Origin of the sequence: Pseudomonas putida (assembly GCF_001941965.1) — a bacterium.
In the GTDB taxonomy this organism is placed as follows: Bacteria; Pseudomonadota; Gammaproteobacteria; order Pseudomonadales; family Pseudomonadaceae; genus Aquipseudomonas; species Aquipseudomonas putida_L.
This window is the reverse complement of record NZ_MKZO01000008.1, coordinates 111,130-130,061: the sequence shown is the minus strand read 5'-3', so window position 1 is coordinate 130,061 and position 18,932 is coordinate 111,130. Positions and strand designations below refer to the sequence as shown.

Here is an 18,932-nt window from a genome sequence, read left to right as displayed (position 1 = left end):
CGCGTAGCCGCCTGTCCTGCCGATCAGGTCTTGACCATCGACGCCTGGGATCAGTCCTGAATGTTCTTGGAGACCACTACGTTATGAGCCGCAGCCGCCGCAAAACACCCATCGTCGGGCACACGACCTGCGGCAGCGAGCGCGAGGACAAGAAGCTCTGGCATCAGCGCTGGCGCACCCGTGAGCGCACGGCGCTGACCAGCGCGTCGCCCGAAGCCCTGAGCGCCCATCTGCCCCTGCTGGAAAACCAGGCCAGCAGCGTCTGGTCGATGGGCAAGGATGGCCGCTCCTACTGGCCCGTCAAGCGCCAGGCCGCCACGGCGGATCGCATCGCCAATCACAAGGGACGCAACCCGCAAGAACGCGCCTCCCTGAAAAAGCGCCTGCTGCGCAAGTGGATGAGCAAATGAAGCTCTCCTTCCATCAGCACATTGCGCTGTTCTGGATGATCGGTGCTCCGGGCGTCTTCGCGCCCGTGATCGAGAACGCCAAGCGGCCCGATGCCGGCGCCGTCATGGCGTGGGGTGTCGCGATCGTGGCGGTGATGATCCTCTTCACCCCTTTGCTGCTGCGCTGTCCACCATTCCGGCGCTGGTATGGCCGGACGGATGCGCTGTCGGAGCGGCAGCGCCAGGCGCTTGCCGAGCGCGGCCTGCGCCGCTACTACCAGACCGCTTTCGATGACGGCTACGTGCCCCGCGTGATGCCCTACGTGTGGCGCATCATCTGGACGGTCGGCGGGTTGATGGCTGTGACCGCCGTACTGCCTACCAACACCGGACGGCCAGCCTTCGATGCCTTGGTGGTCTTCTCGACCTGGTATCCGATAGGCGTGATGCTGCTGGTTTTCGCGTCGAGGCCCCTTGGCCGGTTGATTCGCCAAAGAGCACAGGAGCGGCGGAAATGAGCACGTCAACCATCGAGGCGCTGGCCAGCGCCTGGGCAAGGATTGCCGAGGAAGCGGAATTCCCCGCTGACTACGAGGGGACTGCCACACCACAAGCGCATCGGGCTAGCGAAGCTATTCAGGAGCAGATTCGGGAGCGCATCGTCGCCACCAACGACATGCGGCTGTTCAGCCTGCTGCACCTGCTGGGTCAGGCGTCGCTGCGCATGGAGCAAGCGCTGTGGCCGGAGGATTACGAGCGGATGACGCGCGAGGTTGAGGAAGCCCTGCGGCAAGCCACCGACGCCAACGCCAGATCGTACACCCACGAAGAAGTGATGCAGGCGATGCAGGAACGCATCGACCGGGCGCGAGACAAGCCATGTTGATTGGCTATGCGCGCGTCTCGACGCAGGATCAGAACCTGGAGCTGCAACGCGAAGCCTTGAGCAAGGCCGGATGTAAAAAGGTCTTCGAGGACAAGGTGAGTGGCACGCGGGCAGACCGGCCTGGCTTGGCCAAGACGCTCGAAATGCTGCGCGAAGGCGATACTTTGGTCGTCTGGAAGCTCGACCGGCTGGGCCGGTCGGTCAAGCAACTGGTCGATCTGGTCGGCGATCTGCACAAGCACGGTGTCCAGTTCAGGAGCCTCACCGACTCCATCGACACCGGCACACCATCCGGGCGGTTCTTCTTCCACGTCATGGCGAGCCTTGCCGAAATGGAGCGCGAGCTGACCGTCGAGCGCACCCGCGCCGGGCTGGAAGTCGCCAAGCAGCTCGGCCGCAAAGGCGGCCGCAAGCCGAAGATGACCGACAGCAAGATCGAGTCGGCCAAGAAGCTGCTGGCCAGCGGGGTGCCGCCCAAGGACGTGGCCAAGAACCTCGGCGTGTCCATTCCGACGCTGTACCGCTGGGTGCCAGCCTCCACGCACGCTTAGCGTGCTTTATTTTCCGTTTTCTGAGACGACCCCTACCTCAGCTGTGTGGCCAAGGGCATCCTGATCAACTGGTACCAGCGCAAGGCACTGGAACGCGCCTACCTTGACGCCCTCGCCAACCTGCCGCCGCAGGAAGCCCCCTCCCCGGAAGCCCATTTCGTGGTGCTGGAGACCCTGCACGAAATCGACGCGATGCTCGATGCCTTGCCGCCGCTGGTCAAGCGGGCGTTCCTGCTGTCGCAGCTCAATGGCCTGAAATACCAGGACATCGCCGATCAACTGGACGTGTCGCTGATCACCGTCAAGCGCTACATGAAGCAGGCGTTCGTGCAGTGCCTGATGCTGGTGGAATGAATGCTCATCCTGCGCAAAGACCCGCCGCTGCCCCCTGAAGTCCTCGAAGAAGCCGCCGAATGGCTGATGCGCCTGAGTGAAAACGACCTGAGCGACAGCGAACGCGCCGAGTGGGAACACTGGAAGGTCAGCAGCCCCGAGCGTGATCGCGCCTGGGCTCGGGCGCAGTTGCTGCAAAGCAAACTGGGCGGCCTGCCACCTTCGCTGGCGATGTCAGCGCTGGATCGACCGAGCAACCCGGAACGCCGTGCGGCCCTCGGCAAGCTGGCATTGTTGCTGGCGGTGATGCCGGTAGGCTGGGGCAGTTGGAAACTGGCGCAATCGCAGCAGTGGACGGCCGATTACCGCACCGCCGTCGGCGAACGACGCGAGTGGACCCTGGCCGATGGCTCTCGCATCACCCTGAACACCAATACCGCCGTCGATGTGCTGTTCGACAGCCAGCAGCGCCTGATCCGCCTGCGCGAAGGCGAGATCCTGGTGCAGACCGCCACGGACAATTCCCCCCTGGCCCGGCCCTTCCTGGTCAGTACCGCACAGGGCCACATGCAGGCCCTGGGCACGCGTTTCATCGTCCGCCAATTGAGCCCGTTCACCCACCTTGCGGTATTGGAAGGCGCCGTCAAAGTGGTGCTGGCCGAGAACCGCCAGGCCGAGTCCCTGATCGTCAATGCCGGACAACGCATGGCATTCACCGCACAGGCCTTTGGCGCGGCGAACCCCACTGACCGTAACGCCAGCGCCTGGACCCAGGGCATGCTGATGGCGGACAAGATGCGCCTGGCGGATTTCGTCGCTGAGGTCACCCGCTATCGCCACGGCTTCGTCAGGTTCGACCCGGCGATTGCCGACCTGCGCATTTCCGGCGCTTTTCCGATCAGCGACAGCCAGCGCACCTTGAACATGCTGGTGCAAACCTACCCGGTCACCGCCACCGCTCATCTGCGAGGGTACTGGGTCACCTTGTCCCCGGCCTGAGTCTCCAAAAAAAATCTGCCGCTGGCTGATACTTTTTTCGATCTCGGCTGGCCTGTACAGAAACCTCCATTGCCTCTCGCCACAGGGTCATCCATCCATGCCTGTCATTTGCCGCGCGCTGCTGAGCCTGACCCTGATCAGCGCTGCCTGCCCGTTGGCGATGGCAGCCGCGCCGGTGCAACTGGATTCGGTCGTGGTCCATGCCTACAACATCGCCCCCGGACCTCTGGGCGCAACGCTGTCGAGCTTCGCCGTGGATGCCGGCATCGCCCTGTCGTTCGAACCTTCACTGACCGAGGGCTTGATCAGCCCGGGGCTAACCGGATCTTGCTCGACCCGCGAAGCCGTGACCCGCTTGCTCGCCGGCAGTGGCCTGGACATGGTCCTGCGCAGCGACGGCAGTTACACACTGGTGCAACGTCGGGTCACCCTCGAGGAAACCACCATCGACGGCATCGACACACGCAGTGACAGCCTGCCACCGGTGTATCCGGGCGGCCAGGTGGCGACTGGCAGCCGTCTGGGCATGCTCGGCAACACCGCCGTGATGGATGCGCCATTCAGCGTCAGCACCTACACCGCCGCGCTGATCAAGGATCAACAGGCAAAGACCGTGGGTGATGTGCTGGAGCGCGACTCATCGGTGCGCTCCACCGGCCAGACCGGTGGCATCGTCGACTCGTTCTTCATCCGGGGATTTCCCGTCGGTGAAGGCAACCTGGGCGAACTGGCCTTCGACGGCGTCTATGGCGTGGCCTCCAACTACCGGGTGTTCACCGAATACGCCGAACGCATCGAAGTGGTCAAGGGGCCCGGCGCGCTGCTCTACGGCATGTCGCCCAACAGTGCCGTGGGCGGCGTGATCAACGTGGTGCCCAAGCGTTCTCTCGATGAAGACCTGACCCGATTCACCGCCAGTTACGCCCAGGACGCCCAACTGGGCGGTCACCTGGACCTCAGTCGACGCTTTGGCGAGGAGCGCCGATTCGGTATGCGCCTCAACGGTAGCGTGCAGCAAGGTGACACGGTGATCGACGATCAGGACCGCGAGGTCGGCGTCGGCGCGCTGTCCCTGGATTATCAAGGAGATCGCCTGCGCACCAGCCTGGACCTGGTGAGCCAGGAAGAACGGTTTGACGCCGCGTCCCGACCGTTCCTGATCGCGTCGGGCGTGCAAATCCCTTCTGCCGCCAACGGCCGGACCAGCGTCAGCCAGGACTGGGGCTGGTCCAGCACCCGCGACAAGTCGGCCCTGCTCAGCGGTGAATACGACCTCAACGACCAACTGACGGTGTTCGCCCATGCAGGCGGTGGCCAGTCGAAGGTCGCACGCATGTCCGACCAGACGCCCACGATCATCAACGCCGCAGGCGACACCTCGTCGATCCCCGGTTATTACAAGTTCGAAGTCCGGCGCTACACGGTCGACGCCGGTGCGCGCCTGCGATTCGACACCGGTCCCGTGAGCCACAGCACCGCCCTGCAAGTGACGCGTTATCGCGATGAATTATCCCGGGGCATTTTGTCCGGGCCTGCGGTGCTGTCGAACATTTACCACCCGGTCCATCGCCCCAAACCCGCGATTGCCGAGCCGGCCACGCCCAAAGTGTCGGCGACCGAGTTGTCCGGCATCGCCCTGGCCGACACCCTGTCGATACTCGACCAGCGCGTGCAAGTGACCCTGGGCCTGCGCAAGCAGAACATCCAGTCCCACAACTACAACGCCGCCGGTGCAGTCACTTCAGCCTATGACGATGGCAAGACCACGCCGTTGTTCGGGGCCGTGCTGCGGCCCTGGGATCACGTGTCGTTCTACTACAACTACATCGAAGGCCTGAGCAAGGGGGACGTCGCCCCCAGCACCGCTTCGAACGCCGGCGAAATCTTTGCCCCCTACGTGTCGCGCCAGCAGGAGGTCGGGGTCAAGCTCGATTACGGCAGCTTCATGTCGAGCCTGGCCCTGTTCCAGATCAAGAAGCCCAGCGGCGAATTGTCTTCCGGGGTGTTCGCCGTCCAGGGTGAACAGCGCAATCGCGGCGTGGAGCTGAACATGTCGGGCGAAATTGCCCAAGGCACGCGCCTGCTCGGTGGCGTGACGCTGTTGGACGGACAACTGACCAGGACCAGCGTGGCGGCCAACCGTGGTAACAAACCGGTGGGCGTGCCCGACGTGCAAGCCAACCTCTGGGCCGAGTGGGACACGCCCTGGGCCGAAGGGCTGACACTCACCAGCGGCGCGATCTACACCGCCAGCCAATACGTCAACCAGGCCAACACCCAGGAACTGGCCCCGTGGACGCGCATCGATGTCGGCGCTCGATACGCCACGCGTATCGCTCAGCGACCCACGACCTTTCGCGCCACGGTGCAAAACGTTTTCGACCGTGAATATTGGTCGGGAGTCGCCTCCTACGGCGCATTTTCCCAGGGTTCACCACGCACCCTGCTCCTGTCGGCCACGGTCGATTTCTGACACATGCAAAGGCCTTGATCATGCTCACCATTGTTCGACGCAGCCACGCCCTGGCCGCGCTGCTGTTTGCTGGATTGCTGGGGGTTTCACTGGCGTCATTGGCCAACGAAGCGGTTGACACACGCAGCACCGTGACCGATTTGCTCGGGCGCAAGGTCAAGGTAAACCTGCCAGTCAAACGGGTGATTCTCGGCGAAGGCCGCCAGTTGTACCTGGTGGCGGCGCTGGACACGCAAAACCCCATCGAGCGTATCGTCGGCTGGCGCAAGGACCTCATCCAGTCCGATCCCGACACCTACAACGCCTACCTGCGCAAGTTTCCGGGCATTGCCGACATCCCCACCTTCGGCGGGTTTGAAGACGGCACCTTCGACATCGAGCAAGCGATCTCGCAGCGCCCCGATGTGATTGTCCTCAATATCGAGGCCCAGCACGCGACCGAAGATGCGCGCTACATCGAGAAGCTCGACGCCCTGGGCATTCCCGTGGTGTACGTCGACTTTCGCAACTACCCGATGCAGAACACCGAGCCGACCATGCGCCTGTTCGGCCAATTGTTCGGCAAGGAGCAACGCGCCGAAGCGTTCATCGCGTTCCGCAACCAGCAGATTCGCCGGGTCACCGACGTGATTGCCGCGCACCAACCTGCGCGCCCCAAGGTGTTCATCGAGCGCATCGGCGGCTACACCGACGATTGCTGCCTGAGCTTTGGCAACGAGAACTTTGGCCGCTTCGTCGAAATGGCCGGCGGCGACAACATCGCCAGGGACATCATCCCCACGACCTTCGGCCAGTTGAACGCCGAGCAGGTGATCGTCGCCAACCCTGACCAGATTGTCGTGACCAGCGCCAACTGGGAAGCCTTCGCCCCGGGCGGGCATTGGGTGGGTGTGGGTCCGGGCGCGGACATGGCCGAGGCCCGACGCAAACTGGCCTGGTACACCGGTCGCCCGGCCTATGCCGGAATCAAGGCGCAGGACAGCCAGGCCTTCCACGCCATCTGGCACCAGTTCTACAACAGCCCCTATCAGTTCGTGGCCATCCAGCAACTGGCCAAATGGTTTCATCCGACGCTGTTTGCAGACCTCGATCCGCAAGCCGCGTTTCGCGAGTTGCATGAGCGCTTCCTGCCGGTGCCCTACGAGCCTGGCTATTTCGTCAGCCTGGGCGAACCCGAGATCAAGCCATGAATGCGATCAACGATACGATGGTCCAGCGCGACACCTACCGCCGCCTGGTGGTGCGCAAACGCCTGATCCTCGGCGCCCTGACGCTGCTGTTGTTGGGCAGTGTGTTGCTTGACCTGGCCCTGGGCCCGGCCAGCTACAGCCTGGGCGAAGTGCTCGGTGCGCTGCTTTCACCGGACAGCGCCGCGCCGCAGGTGCGGGTGGTGATGTGGGATATTCGCCTGCCCGTGGCACTGATGGCGGTCGCCGTGGGCGCGGCGTTATCGCTGGCCGGGGCGCAGATGCAGACCATCCTCAACAACCCGTTGGCCAGCCCGTTCACCCTGGGCATTTCCGCGGCAGCCAGTTTCGGCGCCGCCATGGGGCTGGCGTTCGGTGTGGCGCTGTTTCCGCTGGCAGCGCAGTACATGGTGCCGGCCAACGCGTTCATCATGGCCATGCTCTGCGCCCTGCTGATCCACTTCTTGAGCCTGCGCCGTGGCGTCACCGCCGAAACCATCGTGCTGCTCGGCATTGCCCTGGTGTTCACGTTCAACGCGTTGCTCGCACTCGTGCAGTTTTTTGCCACCGAGCAAGCCGTGGCCGCCGTCGTGTTCTGGACCATGGGCAGCCTGACCAAGGCGACCTGGCCCAAGCTGGGCGTGATCTGTGTGGTGATCGGGGGTTGGGGAGCAATGGAACTGAAAACCAACGTAAGCCGAATTAGAGTTCGTTTTACTCGTCAGCGACTGCGAATTAACGAACTTTGATTCGTGAGAAAGGTTTATTGCACTGATTTTCGGGTGTTGGTGACCTTTCCTCGCGATAGCGGAAACGGTTTCATAAAACGGTGGTTTTATCGTACTCCCCAGACAGAGCGCTGGTTTGCGGGCAGGTACTGGGCTTAAGTGCGTTTACTGTTCCATTGCTCCCCGAACCCCTGATCCTGATCACCCTGCCGATTTTCGCCAGGCGCACCTGGGCGCTCACCGCCCTGCGGCTGGGGGATGACAAGGCGGCCAGCTTCGGTATCAACGTGCGCAGCCTGCGTTTCCAGACGCTGATCATGGTCAGCCTGCTCGCTGCGTTTCCCGTGGCCTTCGTCGGCACCATCGGCTTTATCGGGCTGGTCGGCCCGCACATCGCGCGGATGCTGATTGGCGAAGACCAACGTTTCTTCCTGCCGGCCTCGTTGCTCACCGGCGCACTGATCCTGTCGGCGAGTTCGGTGGTCAGCAAAACCCTGATCCCCGGCGCGATTTTCCCCATCGGCGTGGTCACGTCCCTGATCGGCGTACCGTTCTTTATCTCTCTGATTCTCGGCGCAAAGAAAAACTCATGGTAACGATCCAGCTGCAAGACCTCGGCGCCAGCTATGGCCAGCGCACGATCATCAGCGGTGTGACCACCACCGAGTTTGTCGGCGGCCAGGTGGTCGCCGTGGTCGGGCCCAATGCCGCAGGTAAATCGACCCTGTTCAAACGCATGGCAGGGCTGATCGACGGGCCCGGCGAGGTAAAGCTGCAAGGCGCGGAAAAAGGCATGAAAGGCATCAGCTACATGCCCCAGGGCCTCAACGCCAGCGCCCGTTTGACCGTGTACGAATCGGTGCTGCTGGCGCGCAAGCAACTGACACCGGGTTGGGTGGTCCACGATGACGAACTGAAACTGGTCGATGAGATCCTCGACGCCCTGGGCATTACGCCGCTGTCATTCCGCAACCTGGGTGAACTCAGCGGCGGCCAGCAACAACTGGTCTCAATCGCCCAGACGCTGGTGCGCGAACCGCAGATCCTGCTGATGGACGAGCCCACCAGCGCCCTCGACATGCACCGCCAGGTCCAGGTGCTGAACTTCATGCGCGACCTGGCGCGAAAGCGCGAAGTCATCGTGTTCATCGCCATCCATGACCTGAACCAGGCCTTGCGCTTCGCCGATCAGGTGCTGGTCATCGCCGATGGCACCGCTCAGGGCAGCGGCCCGAGCCATGAAGTGATCAACGAGCAGATGCTGCGCGCGGTGTACAAGGTCGAGGCGCGCATCGAACGCTGCAGCCGTGGGCAGCACCATATCCTGATCGACGATATCGTCTGAACCGCTACGGCTGCAGCCCTTCCAGCGCCGTGCCGACCGCTTCCAGTAGCAAGTGCGCATGCTCCTGTTCGAAGGCCAGCAGCGGGCGAATCTTCAGCACGTTTTCCAGCGGCCCGGCAGCACTGATCAATACGCCCTGCTCGCGCATCGCGTTGACCACCTGACGGGTCTGCGTGGCGGCAGGCGCTTTTGTGGCGCGATCGGTCACCAGCTCGACCCCCAGGAACATCCCGGCACCGCGCACATCGCCGATGATCGGGTAACGCTCGGCCAGCTCCCGCAACCCCGTCAACAGACATTCACCCAGGGTGTGCGAGCGCTGCTGCAACTGTTCGTCACGGATGACGTCCAGCACGGCCTGCCCCGCTGCGCAGGACACCGGGTTGCCGCCAAAGGTGTTGAAGTAGCGCATGTTCTGGCCAAAGTGATCGACCACTTGCGCTCGACCGACCAGGCCGGCGATGGGGTGGCCGTTGCCCATCGGCTTGCCCAGGGTCAGGAGGTCGGGGCGCACGTCGTGCCGCTGGAAACCCCACATGTTCAGGCCAGTGCGGGCGAAGCCGGACTGGACTTCATCGGCGATGTACAACAGGCCTTCGGCCTGGGCCAATGCGATCCCTTCGGCGATGCAGCCGGTTGGGCCCGCAAAGACGCCATCGCTGGCGAAAATGCCGTCGAGCAGGATCGCCGCCGGACGAATGCCGTGTTTGCGCAGGTCATCGATGGCCGCACGGACGTCAGCCACGAAGGTCGAGGCCACTTGATCCGCACCCAGCCGATAAGCATCGGGGGCGCGAACGGTGCGCACGTGGGGTGGCAGAACCATGCTCGGGCCGAGCGACGGAGAAAGCTCGGCGATATCACCCGTGACGCCATGATACGCGAAGCGGGTGATGATCACGCCGGTGCCGCCGGTAAACTGTTTGGCGATGCGCAACGCCAGATCGTTGGCCTCGCTGCCGGTGCACGTAAACATGACCCGCTCGAGGTACTCGGGAAAGGTGCCCAGCAGTTGCTCGGCGTAATCGAGCATGCCCTCCTGCAAGTAGCGAGTGTGGGTGTTGAGTTGCCCGGCCTGCCGGCTGATCGCCTCGACCACCCGGGGATGACAATGCCCCACCGACGCCACGTTATTGTAGGCATCCAGATACCGCCGGCCTTGTTCGTCGTACAGCCACACGCCCTCGCCGCGCACCGTGTGCAAGGGGTGTTCGTAGAACAGTCGATAGGCCGGGCCGAGCAACCGTGCCCGGCGTTCGACAAGGCGTTTTTCCTTGTCTGACAGGCGATCGGCATCTTCAGAAGTGAAACCGTTGATCATGCTCATGCGCCAACCTCCTGGGTGCAAGCGGCAAGGATTCTGTCGTGGATCTCGGCGGGTGCCATTGCGGACAATCCCGCCAGGGCATCCTGGGCGCGGTATGAGTTGCGCAGGATGTACTCGCGATTGTCCGGGTGCAGGTCGGCCCGCCAATAATTGATGCACAACGACAACGCCAGGCGTGTGGAGATCAGCACCGGCAGCAGTTGCAATTCTTCGCCGGTGAGGGGATTGACCTGGTGATAGGCGCGGATCATGTCCAGCGCCGGGGCCAGGACGTCGCCCGCCACCCCCAATTGGTACGATGCCGCGACCGCGACCTCGTTGACCAACGGCGCGTGGACCATGTCGCCAAAATCCAGGATGTTGCGCAACACATCGGGCTGATCCGGATCGACGATGATGTTGTGCGGGTTCATGTCGTTATGGATCACCTGGTGGCGCAGCGTGGCGCACTTGCCCAGTACCTGGGATTCGAAGCGGTCCAGGCTGTGTTCGATCCGGTCGCGACGAACGCCCGGCTCGATGTGTTTCAGCCGGGGCCTGAGGCGCTGGGCGTGTTGCATGTCCCACAGCAGGACGTGCCCGGCAGCGGGATGGCTGAAGCCGTCCAGGGCCAGGTCGAACCGGGCGAGCGCTTGGCCCAGGTTCTGCCTGAAATTCACCGATGTGTGGGCGACGCGGTGCAGCGGCAAGCCGTCAACGAAGGACAGGAGACGGACCAACATGCGCTGGCCTTCGATTTCGACCGGCTCCACGAATCGCCCGCCGAGTGATGCAAAGACACGCTGCACCGGCAACGCCGGATCGTTACGCTCGATCTGGAGCATGGCCTGGTTATGGAAGTCCACGACCTGCGGGTTTTCCAATGGATGCGACAACTTGAACAGACGCGACGTACCGTCCGCGAGCATGACCCGGAAATTGAGGTCGCGCTCGCCGCCCAGTTGCTCGAGTTTTCCGCTGATCGCGTAGTGCTGCGCAAGGACCCCAAGGACCTGCCCGTCACTGACACGGGCAGGGGCCGCCTCCAGCAGACAGGGTTGCGCCGATACTTTCTCAAGCGGCATTGTTCATGACTCCTCGCTTCGGTGATGTGGCCTGCTCGCGCAGGCCCCTTGCATTACTTGTTGGCCCAAGCGATGAAACGCTCTTCCAGGTCTTCGCCGTGGTCGATCCAGAACTCGGCATCCGTGGCCCGGGCGTTCTTCAGGTTATCCGGTGAAGTCGGCAGTTTGCTGCCCACCGCCTCATCGACCAGTGCCACGGTTTTGGTGTTGCTTGGCCCATAAGGAATGGCCTCGACAAAGTGCTTCTGCTGAACCGGTGCACTGGCAAACGCGATGAAGTTTTCCGCCAGGGCCTTCTTCGGCGAGCCTTTGACGATGGCCCAGTGATCCAGGTCGTACAGGCTGCCATTCCACTGCATTTCAAACGATTGTCCCTCCGCCTGCGCCGAGGTGACACGCCCGTTATAGGCCGAAGTCATCACCACGTCGCCTGCCGCCAGCCATTGCAACGGCTGCGCGCCGGATTCCCACCACTGGATGTCGGGCTTGATCTGATCCAGTTTGCGGAAGGCCCGCTGCACGCCCTCCTCGGTGCCGAGCAAGGTGTAGACATCTTCCTTGGCCACGCCATCGGCCAACAGGGCGAACTCCAGGGTGAACTTGGCGCCACGGCGCAGGCCGCGCTTGCCGGGGTATTTCTTCACGTCCCAGAAATCCGCCCAGCCCTGTGGCGCGCTGGCGAGTTTTTTCGGGTCGTATGTCAGAACGGTAGACCAGATGAAGATACCCACCCCGCAATCGCTGACGGCGGCCGGGATGAAATCTTCTTTCTTGCCGATGCGCGACCAGTCCAATGGCTCGAACAGGCCTTCGCTACAACCGCGCAACAGCTCGGGGGATTCGACCTCGACCACGTCCCAGCTGGTTTTCCCGGTGTCGGCCATGACCCGGATCTTGGCCATTTCGCCGTTGTAGTCATCGGCCGTGATCGCCACTTTCTTTTCCGAGGTGAAGGGTTTGTAGAAGGCTTTTTCCTGGGCCTGGCGGTTGTTGCCGCCGAAGGACACCACGGTCAGTTTTTCAGCGGCGCTCAAAGGGCCGGCAAGCATTCCAAGCATCAGTACAGTTGCGATTTTGCTGTTCATGCGTCTCTCCGAATTCGCTACGTGCGTGAGCGGCAGCTAAGGGATGGCAGGTGGTTTTTTTGTTTTTGGCAGCAATATTTCGGTCAGCGCCGGGTGTCTTGCACCTAGTGGCCGGCGCACGGCGATGATTCCGAGGCGCAGCTCATTAGTAACATATTTAGAATATGATGCATCATAATTTTTACTGGTATAGTCTCACCACTCCACCCCTTCCTCAGGAGCGCCTGCATGACCGAGCAACGAACCCTCCTCCTCACCGGTGCGAGCCGTGGCATCGGCCATGCCACGGTGAAGCACTTCAACGCTGCGGGCTGGCGCGTGTTTACGGCCTCGCGACAGAACTGGACCGAAGGCTGCCCCTGGGCTGAAGGCGAGTTGAACCACATCCACCTGGACCTGGAAGACATCGACGAAGTGCGCCGCAGCCTGCCATTGATCCGGGAGAAACTCGGCGGACGCCTCGATGCCCTGGTGAACAACGCCGGCATTTCACCCAAAGGCGAAGCCGGCGCACGATTGGGCGTGCTGGAATCCGATTACGCCACCTGGCTCAGCGTGTTCAACGTCAACCTGTTTTCCACGGCGTTACTGGCCCAAGGGCTGTTCGATGAGCTCAAGGCGGCGCAAGGCTCGGTGATCAACGTCACCTCGATTGCAGGTTCCAGGGTGCACCCGTTTGCCGGGGTCGCCTACGCCTGCTCGAAAGCTGCACTGGCCGCACTGACGCGGGAAATGGCCCATGATTTCGGGCCACACGGTGTGCGGGTCAATGCGATTGCACCGGGTGAGATCGAGACGTCGATCCTGTCTGCCGGGACCGAACTGATCGTCGATCAGCAGATCCCCATGCACCGCTTGGGCAAGCCGGAAGAAGTCGCATCCCTGGTGCATTTCCTCTGCACCCGAGGCGCGTCGTACATCAACGGTTCGGAGATTCATGTCAACGGTGGTCAGCACGTCTGAAATAATCTGGAAATCCCGGCCGGAAACTTCCATCATTCGGGCCGGGCATCCGCCGCAGATGAGCGATCAATGAGCAACCCCTACCCTATTCAAACCCTCAATCACTCTTACCTGGGCAGTGGCATCTACGAGTTGCTGCGCGAGGCACTGATCACCGGGCGTTTCCAGCCCGATGACCGCCTGCGCATCCGCGACCTGGCCGAACAACTGGGCACCAGCGTCACACCGGTGCGCGACGCGATCCTGCAACTGGCCAAGGAACAGGCGCTGATCCTCAAGACCCCGCGTGACATCCGCGTACCCATCCTCACCGCCGCGCAATACGGCGAGATCCGCAGCATCCGCCTGGCGCTTGAAGGCCTGGCTGCGGAGACGGCCGCCGCGCTGGTGACCGACAGCGAACTCGCAGACCTGCAAGCCTGCATCGAAAACAACATCGCCGCGATCAACGCCCAGGACTTGCAAGCCGCTCTCAAGTGCAATCAGCAATTTCACTACGCGCTGACCACCATCGCGCGCATGCCGGTGCTGGCGGGTTTGCTCGATAGCCTGTGGATGCGCACCGGCCCACTGATCGCCCGTGCCTATGGCAACTTCAACGAGCGCATGGCCATCGACCATCACTGGGAAGTGCTCGACGCACTCAAGCGCCGCGATGGCGCGGCGGCACGGGCGGCCATCTGCCGTGACATTCTCGATGGCAACGAGAAGATGCTCGAGTACATCGAGATGGCGCAGGCGGACTGATTGGCAGTCAATTCGACTGTTGACGAAACATAGATGACCAGTTAGTTTATTAAAACTTTCTCATCACTGGATGTCTCTGTCATGGCTCGCCCGGTCAACCTCGAAGTCAGATCCCGTTTGCTGTCGATTGGCCGCCAGGTGGTTCACAACCGTGGCTTCAACGGCTGCGGCGTCCAGGACATCACCGCCGCTGCCGAGATTCCCAAGGGCTCTTTCTACAACTACTTCGCCAGCAAGGAAGACTTCGCGGCAGAGATCCTCGAGGAATACTGGACCTCGATCGAAACCCGCCACGGGCCGATCTTCTACGACGCCCGGGTCAAGCCGCTGGAGCGCATCGGCCAGTTCTTCCAGGCCCTGGTGCTCGAGCACGGCGAGCATGAATACAGCCTGGGTTGCCTGATTGGCAACCTGTCCCTGGAAATGTCCAATGGCAGCGAACAAACCCGCAAGCGTCTGGCCGATGTGCTGGCGCGCTGGGAAGGTTTGCTCGCGAGCTGCCTGCGTGAAGCGCAGCAGCGCCGCGAACTCTCTGAAACTCACGACGCCGAAGCGCTGGCCAGTGTCATCGTCGAAGGCTGGGAAGGTGCGGTCATGCGCGGCAAGGTCCTGCGCGACGGTGCACCTCTGCAGCGTTTCGTATCGATGGTCTTGCCTCGGCTATTGGAGTGAGTTTTTTTTCCTCATTAATAAGACGACTGGTCATTTATATAAAGCAACATTCACGTCTCATCCACGCAAGCACCCAAGAGGTAAATCGTCATGAGCCATCTGTACGCCGACCCCGCCGAACCCGCACTGCCTGCCACTGGTTTCAAGCTCGACCTGAGCAAAGCCGCCCTGGTGGTCATCGACCCACAGAACGACTTCCTCAGCCCTGCCGGCGCCAGTTGGGCGGTGTTCGGTGAGAGCATCGTCGAGAACAACACCGTCGAAAACCTGGAAAAACTGTTCAAGGCCTTCAAGGCTCACGACCTGCCCGTGGCCGTGTCGCCACACTATTACTACCCGCACGACCACGACTGGCATTTTGGCGGTCCGCTGGAAAAGGTCATGCACAGCATCTGCATGTTCGATCGCAAGGGACCGAACACCCTGGAAAACTTCGAAGGCTCCGGCGCCGATTTCCTCGAGATCTACAAGCCGTACATTCTCGACGGCGAGACCATCATCGCCTCGCCGCACAAGGTCTACGGCCCGGAAACCAACGACCTGGCGCTGCAATTGCGCAAGAAAGGCGTGTCGCAGATCATCCTCGCCGGCATGGCGGCCAACCTTTGCGTGGAATCACACCTGCGCGAACTGCTCGAACAGGGCTTTGAAATAGTCGTGGTACGCGACGCCACCGCCGGCCCGCGCCTGCCGGATGGCGACGGCTACCTGGCGGCCATCATCAATTACCGCTTCCTCGCCCACGGGCTGTGGACCACCGAAGAGACTATCGCGCAACTGCAACCGGCTTGATCGTGCCCGAGCGGCCGGGCATCGCGCCCCCCCGCTCTTTCTCGAGAACCCCCGATGAAAATCCCCGCCCGTTATGAGCATTTCGTTTTCGGCGTCGTTCAATCCGGCCTGACCTGCGCGGTCGCGGCCGCCATCGCCACCACACCCCATGCGCTCGACCTGGCCTTTGCCGGCCGCTGGTTGAACGCGTGGGCGCTGTCGTGGGTATCGATGTTGCCGGTGGTGGTGCTGGCGGCGCCGATGATTCGGCGCGTGGTGAGGCGGATGACGGTGGGCTGAATGACTTGGCTATGACTCACCCAACACACCGCCATCGCGAGCATGCTCGCTCCTACCGGGGGCTTCGGGGCTGCTCGCGACAGGCGCGCAAGCCCGCACCCGACGCACGAAATACTGTGCCCGTTCGCATTTTCGCAATAAACCACTTTTCATCCGCGCATTTGTAGCCGCTTCGTTCACGGACAAGCCGGTACATTAGACCTCCATGGTCCCGCAGAGCGACCGACAACAAAACCTACAGCTCGCCCAAGAAAATCTGCCAACCATTCGGAGTCTTTCCATGAGCACATTGCGCACTACAGCTTTCCAACTCGCGAGTCTGGCCCTGTTCATCGGTAGCGCCACCCAGGCCATGGCCGAGGACATCACGTTCGTATCCCAGGGCGGTGCTTATCAGGAAGCCCAGAGCAAGGCGATCCTGGAGCCTGCGGCGAAAAAGCTCGGTCTGACGCTCAAACAGGACAGCTCGCCCAAGGCCTACCCGATCATCAAGACCCAGGTCGAGAGCGGCAAGGTCACCTGGGACGTGGTGGACCTGCCCACTGGCGACTGCATCCGTGGCGAAGCCGAAGGGCTGTTCGAGAAGCTCGACCTTGCGCTGATTCCCAATGCCGCGCAAATACCCGACAGCCTCAAGGACGAATACAGCGTCGGCTACATCAGCTACTCCACGGTGCTGGCGTATCGCACGGACGCGTTCAAAGGCGCGGACGTACCCAAGACCTGGGCCGACTTCTGGGACACCAAAAAATACCCGGGCCAGCGCTCCCTACGTAACCTGCCACGTCCAACCCTGGAAATCGCGCTGCTGGCCGATGGCGTGCCGATGGACAAGCTCTATCCGCTGGACGTCGATCGCGCCTTCCGCAAGCTTGAGCAGATCAAGCCCGACATCGCCACCTGGTGGACGTCCGGCGGGCAGTCGGCGCAGCTGATCAGCGACGGCGAAGTGGACATGATCCAGGCCTGGAACGGCCGTATCACCGCCGTACAGGCCGCCGGCGCACCCGTGGCATTCGACTACAACCAGGGTGTGCTGGAAACCAACTCGTTGTGCGTCCTCAAAGGCTCGCCGCACAAGGTGGCCGCCATGAAATTCGTCAACGAGGCCATCGATGCCAAACTGCAAGCGGCGTTGCCGATGATCATCGACTACGGCCCGCTCAACCCCGAAGCCTTCAAGACCGGGGTAATCCCGGCCGAGCGCGAGGCCAAGCTGCCTTCCGCACCCGGCAACATCTCGCGCCAGGCCCTGCTCTCGGCGCAATGGTGGGCCTCCGAAGCCGGGGTCAAGGCCGAAGAACGCTGGTTGTCCTTCGTCCAGAAAAAATAGCCATCGGCCGTTGCTGCGCCGCAGGCCAGAGGCCTCGGCGCAGGACATGCCGTCTGCCCCCGCGATTTCGACATAAAGCGCTTGCGCACCGGTCAATTGCGTCCACTTCATTCGTTGGCATCCCGGTACATTAGGCCTGAGGGTCCCGCAGAGTGACCTGTGCAGACAACTCGCGCTCGCCTCAAGTACCTGCCCACCATTGGGAGTTCTTCACATGACATTACCCGAGCACCGCACCCTGCTGTCCGCCAGGACGACTGCCACCGCCAGCGCTACCCGTCAGTGCTGGATACCCTCCAGCACTGCGCAGTGACGAGAGGTCATCATGTCCAACGCCTATCTCGCCAAATCCATGCCCGACTCCAGCGACCAGCAGCACCAGCCGCCCATGACCAGCGAAGACGCCCTGGCCCGTGAAGAAGGGGTTCGGGGAGCAATGGAACAGTAAACGCACTTAAGCCCAGTACCTGCCCGCAAACCAGCGCTCTGTCTGGGGAGTACGATAAAACCACCGTTTTATGAAACCGTTTCCGCTATCGCGAGGAAAGGTCACCAACACCCGAAAATCAGTGCAATAAACCTTTCTCACGAATCAAAGTTCGTTAATTCGCAGTCGCTGACGAGTAAAACGAACTCTAATTCGGCTTACGTTGGTTTTCAGTTCCATTGCTCCCCAACCCCCACCTACGCCAAGCTGTCCTGGCTGCAAGCCTGGCACATCCGCGACGAAACCTATTCGGCGGCCTTGGCCGAGCTGGTCAACCACCAGTATCGCCACGCCTTTGCCGCCCACTGGGGCGACGGCACGACCTCATCCTCCGATGGCCAGCGCTTCCGCGCGGGTGGCCGGGGCGAGAGCACCGGGCACGTCAACCCGAAGTACGGCAGCGAGCCGGGACGGCTGTTCTACACCCATATCTCCGACCAGTACGCGCCGTTCAGCACCCGCGTGGTGAATGTCGGCGTCCGCGATTCCACCTATGTGCTCGACGGCCTGCTGTACCACGAGTCCGACCTGCGGATCGAGGAGCACTACACCGACACGGCCGGCTTCACCGATCACGTCTTTGCCCTGATGCACCTGCTAGGCTTCCGCTTCGCGCCGCGCATCCGCGACCTCGGCGAAACCAAGCTGTACGTGCCGCAGGGCGTGCAAGCCTACCCGACGTTGCGCCCGCTGATCGGCGGCACCCTGAACATCAAGCACGTGCGTGCCCACTGGGACGACATCCTGCGCCTGGCCAGCTCGATCAAGCAGGGCACCGTCACCGCCTCGCTGATGCTGCGCAAGCTCGGCAGCTACCCGCGCCAGAACGGACTGGCCGTGGCCCTGCGCGAGCTGGGCCGGATCGAGCGCACGCTGTTCATCCTCGACTGGCTGCAAAGCGTCGAGCTGCGCCGTCGCGTGCATGCCGGCCTGAACAAGGGTGAAGCGCGCAACTCCCTGGCCAGGGCGGTGTTCTTCAACCGCCTCGGCGAAATCAGGGATCGGAGCTTCGAGCAGCAGCGCTACCGGGCCAGCGGCCTCAACCTGGTGACGGCGGCTATCGTGCTGTGGAACACAGTGTATCTGGAACGCGCCACCCAGGGGCTGGTCGAGGCTGGTAAGCCGGTGGACGGCGAGCTGCTGCAATACCTGTCGCCGCTGGGTTGGGAACACATCAACCTAACCGGCGATTACGTCTGGCGGCAGAGCCGCCGGCTTGAAGACGGGAAGTTCAGGCCGCTACGGTTGCCCGGAAAACCTTAGCGTACGATTTTTTCCGTTTTCTCTATTCG

The 18,932-nt window shown here is 62.3% G+C and carries 18 protein-coding genes and 4 pseudogenes; 19 read left to right on the top strand and 3 right to left on the bottom strand.

The window, feature by feature from the left end; genetic code table 11:
- Positions 1-83: 83 nt before the first annotated feature.
- From PSEMO_RS05080 to PSEMO_RS05030, 11 genes and pseudogenes are all read left to right on the top strand, one after another.
- Positions 84-410, top strand: a complete 327-nt coding sequence (locus PSEMO_RS05080) for a hypothetical protein (RefSeq protein ID WP_003100858.1) — start codon at positions 84-86, stop codon at positions 408-410.
- Positions 407-907 (top strand): hypothetical protein, encoded by a 501-nt coding sequence (locus tag PSEMO_RS05075; RefSeq protein ID WP_003100856.1) that lies wholly within the window; start codon positions 407-409, stop codon positions 905-907. The genes PSEMO_RS05080 and PSEMO_RS05075 overlap by 4 nt, the downstream gene beginning before the upstream one ends.
- Entirely contained in the window at positions 904-1,275 is a 372-nt protein-coding gene (locus tag PSEMO_RS05070) for a hypothetical protein (protein WP_003100853.1), read from the top strand. The genes PSEMO_RS05075 and PSEMO_RS05070 overlap by 4 nt, the downstream gene beginning before the upstream one ends.
- Entirely contained in the window at positions 1,269-1,826 is a 558-nt protein-coding gene (locus PSEMO_RS05065; protein ID WP_003100847.1) for a recombinase family protein, read from the top strand. The genes PSEMO_RS05070 and PSEMO_RS05065 overlap by 7 nt, the downstream gene beginning before the upstream one ends.
- Positions 1,827-1,859: 33 nt before the next feature.
- Positions 1,860-2,180, top strand: a pseudogene (locus tag PSEMO_RS05060) (sigma-70 family RNA polymerase sigma factor); the annotation flags it as partial.
- Positions 2,181-3,158 carry a FecR domain-containing protein gene (locus PSEMO_RS05055; protein ID WP_016487055.1) on the top strand — a complete coding sequence of 326 codons (978 nt, stop codon included), beginning with the start codon at positions 2,181-2,183 and terminating at the stop codon, positions 3,156-3,158. It abuts the pseudogene before it with no gap.
- A gap of 97 nt (positions 3,159-3,255) precedes the next feature.
- A complete protein-coding gene (locus PSEMO_RS05050) occupies positions 3,256-5,631 on the top strand; it encodes a TonB-dependent receptor (RefSeq protein WP_016487054.1) in 2,376 nt (791 codons plus the stop codon).
- A 20-nt stretch (positions 5,632-5,651) separates the two neighbouring features.
- Entirely contained in the window at positions 5,652-6,821 is a 1,170-nt protein-coding gene (locus tag PSEMO_RS05045; protein ID WP_016487053.1) for an ABC transporter substrate-binding protein, read from the top strand.
- Positions 6,818-7,468: pseudogene (locus PSEMO_RS05040) on the top strand (FecCD family ABC transporter permease); the annotation flags it as partial. The gene PSEMO_RS05045 and the pseudogene PSEMO_RS05040, both read left to right, overlap by 4 nt.
- Before the next feature lie 272 nt (positions 7,469-7,740).
- Positions 7,741-8,142 (top strand): annotated as a pseudogene (locus PSEMO_RS05035) (FecCD family ABC transporter permease); the annotation flags it as partial.
- Entirely contained in the window at positions 8,136-8,891 is a 756-nt protein-coding gene (locus PSEMO_RS05030) for an ABC transporter ATP-binding protein (protein WP_016487051.1), read from the top strand. The pseudogene PSEMO_RS05035 and the gene PSEMO_RS05030, both read left to right, overlap by 7 nt.
- Before the next feature lie 4 nt (positions 8,892-8,895).
- On the opposite strand, the gene PSEMO_RS05025 is transcribed toward PSEMO_RS05030, so the two are convergent.
- From PSEMO_RS05025 to PSEMO_RS05015, 3 genes are read right to left on the bottom strand one after another with little or no spacing between them, the layout of a single operon-like run.
- Complete coding sequence (locus PSEMO_RS05025) at positions 8,896-10,218, bottom strand: aspartate aminotransferase family protein (RefSeq protein ID WP_016487050.1); 1,323 nt, start codon at positions 10,216-10,218, stop codon at positions 8,896-8,898.
- The gene (locus tag PSEMO_RS05020) at positions 10,215-11,282 is read right to left on the bottom strand and encodes a phosphotransferase (protein ID WP_016487049.1); all 1,068 of its coding nucleotides are present in this window, start codon (positions 11,280-11,282) and stop codon (positions 10,215-10,217) included. The genes PSEMO_RS05025 and PSEMO_RS05020 overlap by 4 nt, the downstream gene beginning before the upstream one ends.
- A gap of 53 nt (positions 11,283-11,335) precedes the next feature.
- Positions 11,336-12,367: an ABC transporter substrate-binding protein gene (locus PSEMO_RS05015; protein ID WP_016487048.1), complete on the bottom strand. Its 1,032-nt coding sequence runs from the start codon at positions 12,365-12,367 to the stop codon at positions 11,336-11,338.
- 228 nt (positions 12,368-12,595) lie between these two features.
- On the opposite strand from PSEMO_RS05015, the gene PSEMO_RS05010 reads away from it, so the two are divergent.
- From PSEMO_RS05010 to PSEMO_RS04980, 8 genes and pseudogenes are all read left to right on the top strand, one after another.
- Complete coding sequence (locus PSEMO_RS05010; RefSeq protein ID WP_016487047.1) at positions 12,596-13,330, top strand: SDR family NAD(P)-dependent oxidoreductase; 735 nt, start codon at positions 12,596-12,598, stop codon at positions 13,328-13,330.
- Positions 13,331-13,399: 69 nt separating this feature from the next.
- Complete coding sequence (locus PSEMO_RS05005) at positions 13,400-14,077, top strand: GntR family transcriptional regulator (RefSeq protein WP_016487046.1); 678 nt, start codon at positions 13,400-13,402, stop codon at positions 14,075-14,077.
- An 81-nt stretch (positions 14,078-14,158) separates the two neighbouring features.
- A complete protein-coding gene (locus PSEMO_RS05000) occupies positions 14,159-14,749 on the top strand; it encodes a TetR/AcrR family transcriptional regulator (RefSeq protein WP_003465041.1) in 591 nt (196 codons plus the stop codon).
- Positions 14,750-14,839: 90 nt separating this feature from the next.
- On the top strand, positions 14,840-15,541 hold the full coding sequence (locus PSEMO_RS04995; protein ID WP_003465039.1) for a cysteine hydrolase family protein: 702 nt from the start codon (positions 14,840-14,842) through the stop codon (positions 15,539-15,541).
- Between the two features lie 54 nt (positions 15,542-15,595).
- Positions 15,596-15,820: a DUF2798 domain-containing protein gene (locus PSEMO_RS04990; protein ID WP_003465037.1), complete on the top strand. Its 225-nt coding sequence runs from the start codon at positions 15,596-15,598 to the stop codon at positions 15,818-15,820.
- A gap of 280 nt (positions 15,821-16,100) precedes the next feature.
- Positions 16,101-17,153, top strand: coding sequence for an ABC transporter substrate-binding protein (locus tag PSEMO_RS04985; protein ID WP_003465034.1), 1,053 nt, complete (start codon positions 16,101-16,103; stop codon positions 17,151-17,153).
- Positions 17,154-17,478: 325 nt separating this feature from the next.
- Positions 17,479-17,601, top strand: coding sequence for a hypothetical protein (locus PSEMO_RS32725; RefSeq protein WP_016487045.1), 123 nt, complete (start codon positions 17,479-17,481; stop codon positions 17,599-17,601).
- Between the two features lie 225 nt (positions 17,602-17,826).
- A pseudogene (locus tag PSEMO_RS04980) lies at positions 17,827-18,903 on the top strand (Tn3 family transposase); the annotation flags it as partial.
- Between the last annotated feature and the right edge of the window lie 29 nt (positions 18,904-18,932).

Excerpts from the sequence above, each read along its gene's own strand:
- PSEMO_RS05080 (WP_003100858.1), top strand. The coding sequence starts at position 84 with ATGAGCCGCAGCCGCCGCAAAACACCCATCGTCGGGCACACGACCTGC.
- PSEMO_RS05075 (WP_003100856.1), top strand. The coding sequence starts at position 407 with ATGAAGCTCTCCTTCCATCAGCACATTGCGCTGTTCTGGATGATCGGT.
- PSEMO_RS05070 (WP_003100853.1), top strand. The coding sequence starts at position 904 with ATGAGCACGTCAACCATCGAGGCGCTGGCCAGCGCCTGGGCAAGGATT.
- PSEMO_RS05065 (WP_003100847.1), top strand. The coding sequence starts at position 1,269 with ATGTTGATTGGCTATGCGCGCGTCTCGACGCAGGATCAGAACCTGGAG.
- PSEMO_RS05055 (WP_016487055.1), top strand. The coding sequence starts at position 2,181 with ATGCTCATCCTGCGCAAAGACCCGCCGCTGCCCCCTGAAGTCCTCGAA.
- PSEMO_RS05050 (WP_016487054.1), top strand. The coding sequence starts at position 3,256 with ATGCCTGTCATTTGCCGCGCGCTGCTGAGCCTGACCCTGATCAGCGCT.
- PSEMO_RS05045 (WP_016487053.1), top strand. The coding sequence starts at position 5,652 with ATGCTCACCATTGTTCGACGCAGCCACGCCCTGGCCGCGCTGCTGTTT.
- PSEMO_RS05030 (WP_016487051.1), top strand. The coding sequence starts at position 8,136 with ATGGTAACGATCCAGCTGCAAGACCTCGGCGCCAGCTATGGCCAGCGC.
- PSEMO_RS05025 (WP_016487050.1), bottom strand. The coding sequence starts at position 10,218 with ATGAGCATGATCAACGGTTTCACTTCTGAAGATGCCGATCGCCTGTCA.
- PSEMO_RS05020 (WP_016487049.1), bottom strand. The coding sequence starts at position 11,282 with ATGCCGCTTGAGAAAGTATCGGCGCAACCCTGTCTGCTGGAGGCGGCC.
- PSEMO_RS05015 (WP_016487048.1), bottom strand. The coding sequence starts at position 12,367 with ATGAACAGCAAAATCGCAACTGTACTGATGCTTGGAATGCTTGCCGGC.
- PSEMO_RS05010 (WP_016487047.1), top strand. The coding sequence starts at position 12,596 with ATGACCGAGCAACGAACCCTCCTCCTCACCGGTGCGAGCCGTGGCATC.
- PSEMO_RS05005 (WP_016487046.1), top strand. The coding sequence starts at position 13,400 with ATGAGCAACCCCTACCCTATTCAAACCCTCAATCACTCTTACCTGGGC.
- PSEMO_RS05000 (WP_003465041.1), top strand. The coding sequence starts at position 14,159 with ATGGCTCGCCCGGTCAACCTCGAAGTCAGATCCCGTTTGCTGTCGATT.
- PSEMO_RS04995 (WP_003465039.1), top strand. The coding sequence starts at position 14,840 with ATGAGCCATCTGTACGCCGACCCCGCCGAACCCGCACTGCCTGCCACT.
- PSEMO_RS04990 (WP_003465037.1), top strand. The coding sequence starts at position 15,596 with ATGAAAATCCCCGCCCGTTATGAGCATTTCGTTTTCGGCGTCGTTCAA.
- PSEMO_RS04985 (WP_003465034.1), top strand. The coding sequence starts at position 16,101 with ATGAGCACATTGCGCACTACAGCTTTCCAACTCGCGAGTCTGGCCCTG.
- PSEMO_RS32725 (WP_016487045.1), top strand. The coding sequence starts at position 17,479 with ATGTCCAACGCCTATCTCGCCAAATCCATGCCCGACTCCAGCGACCAG.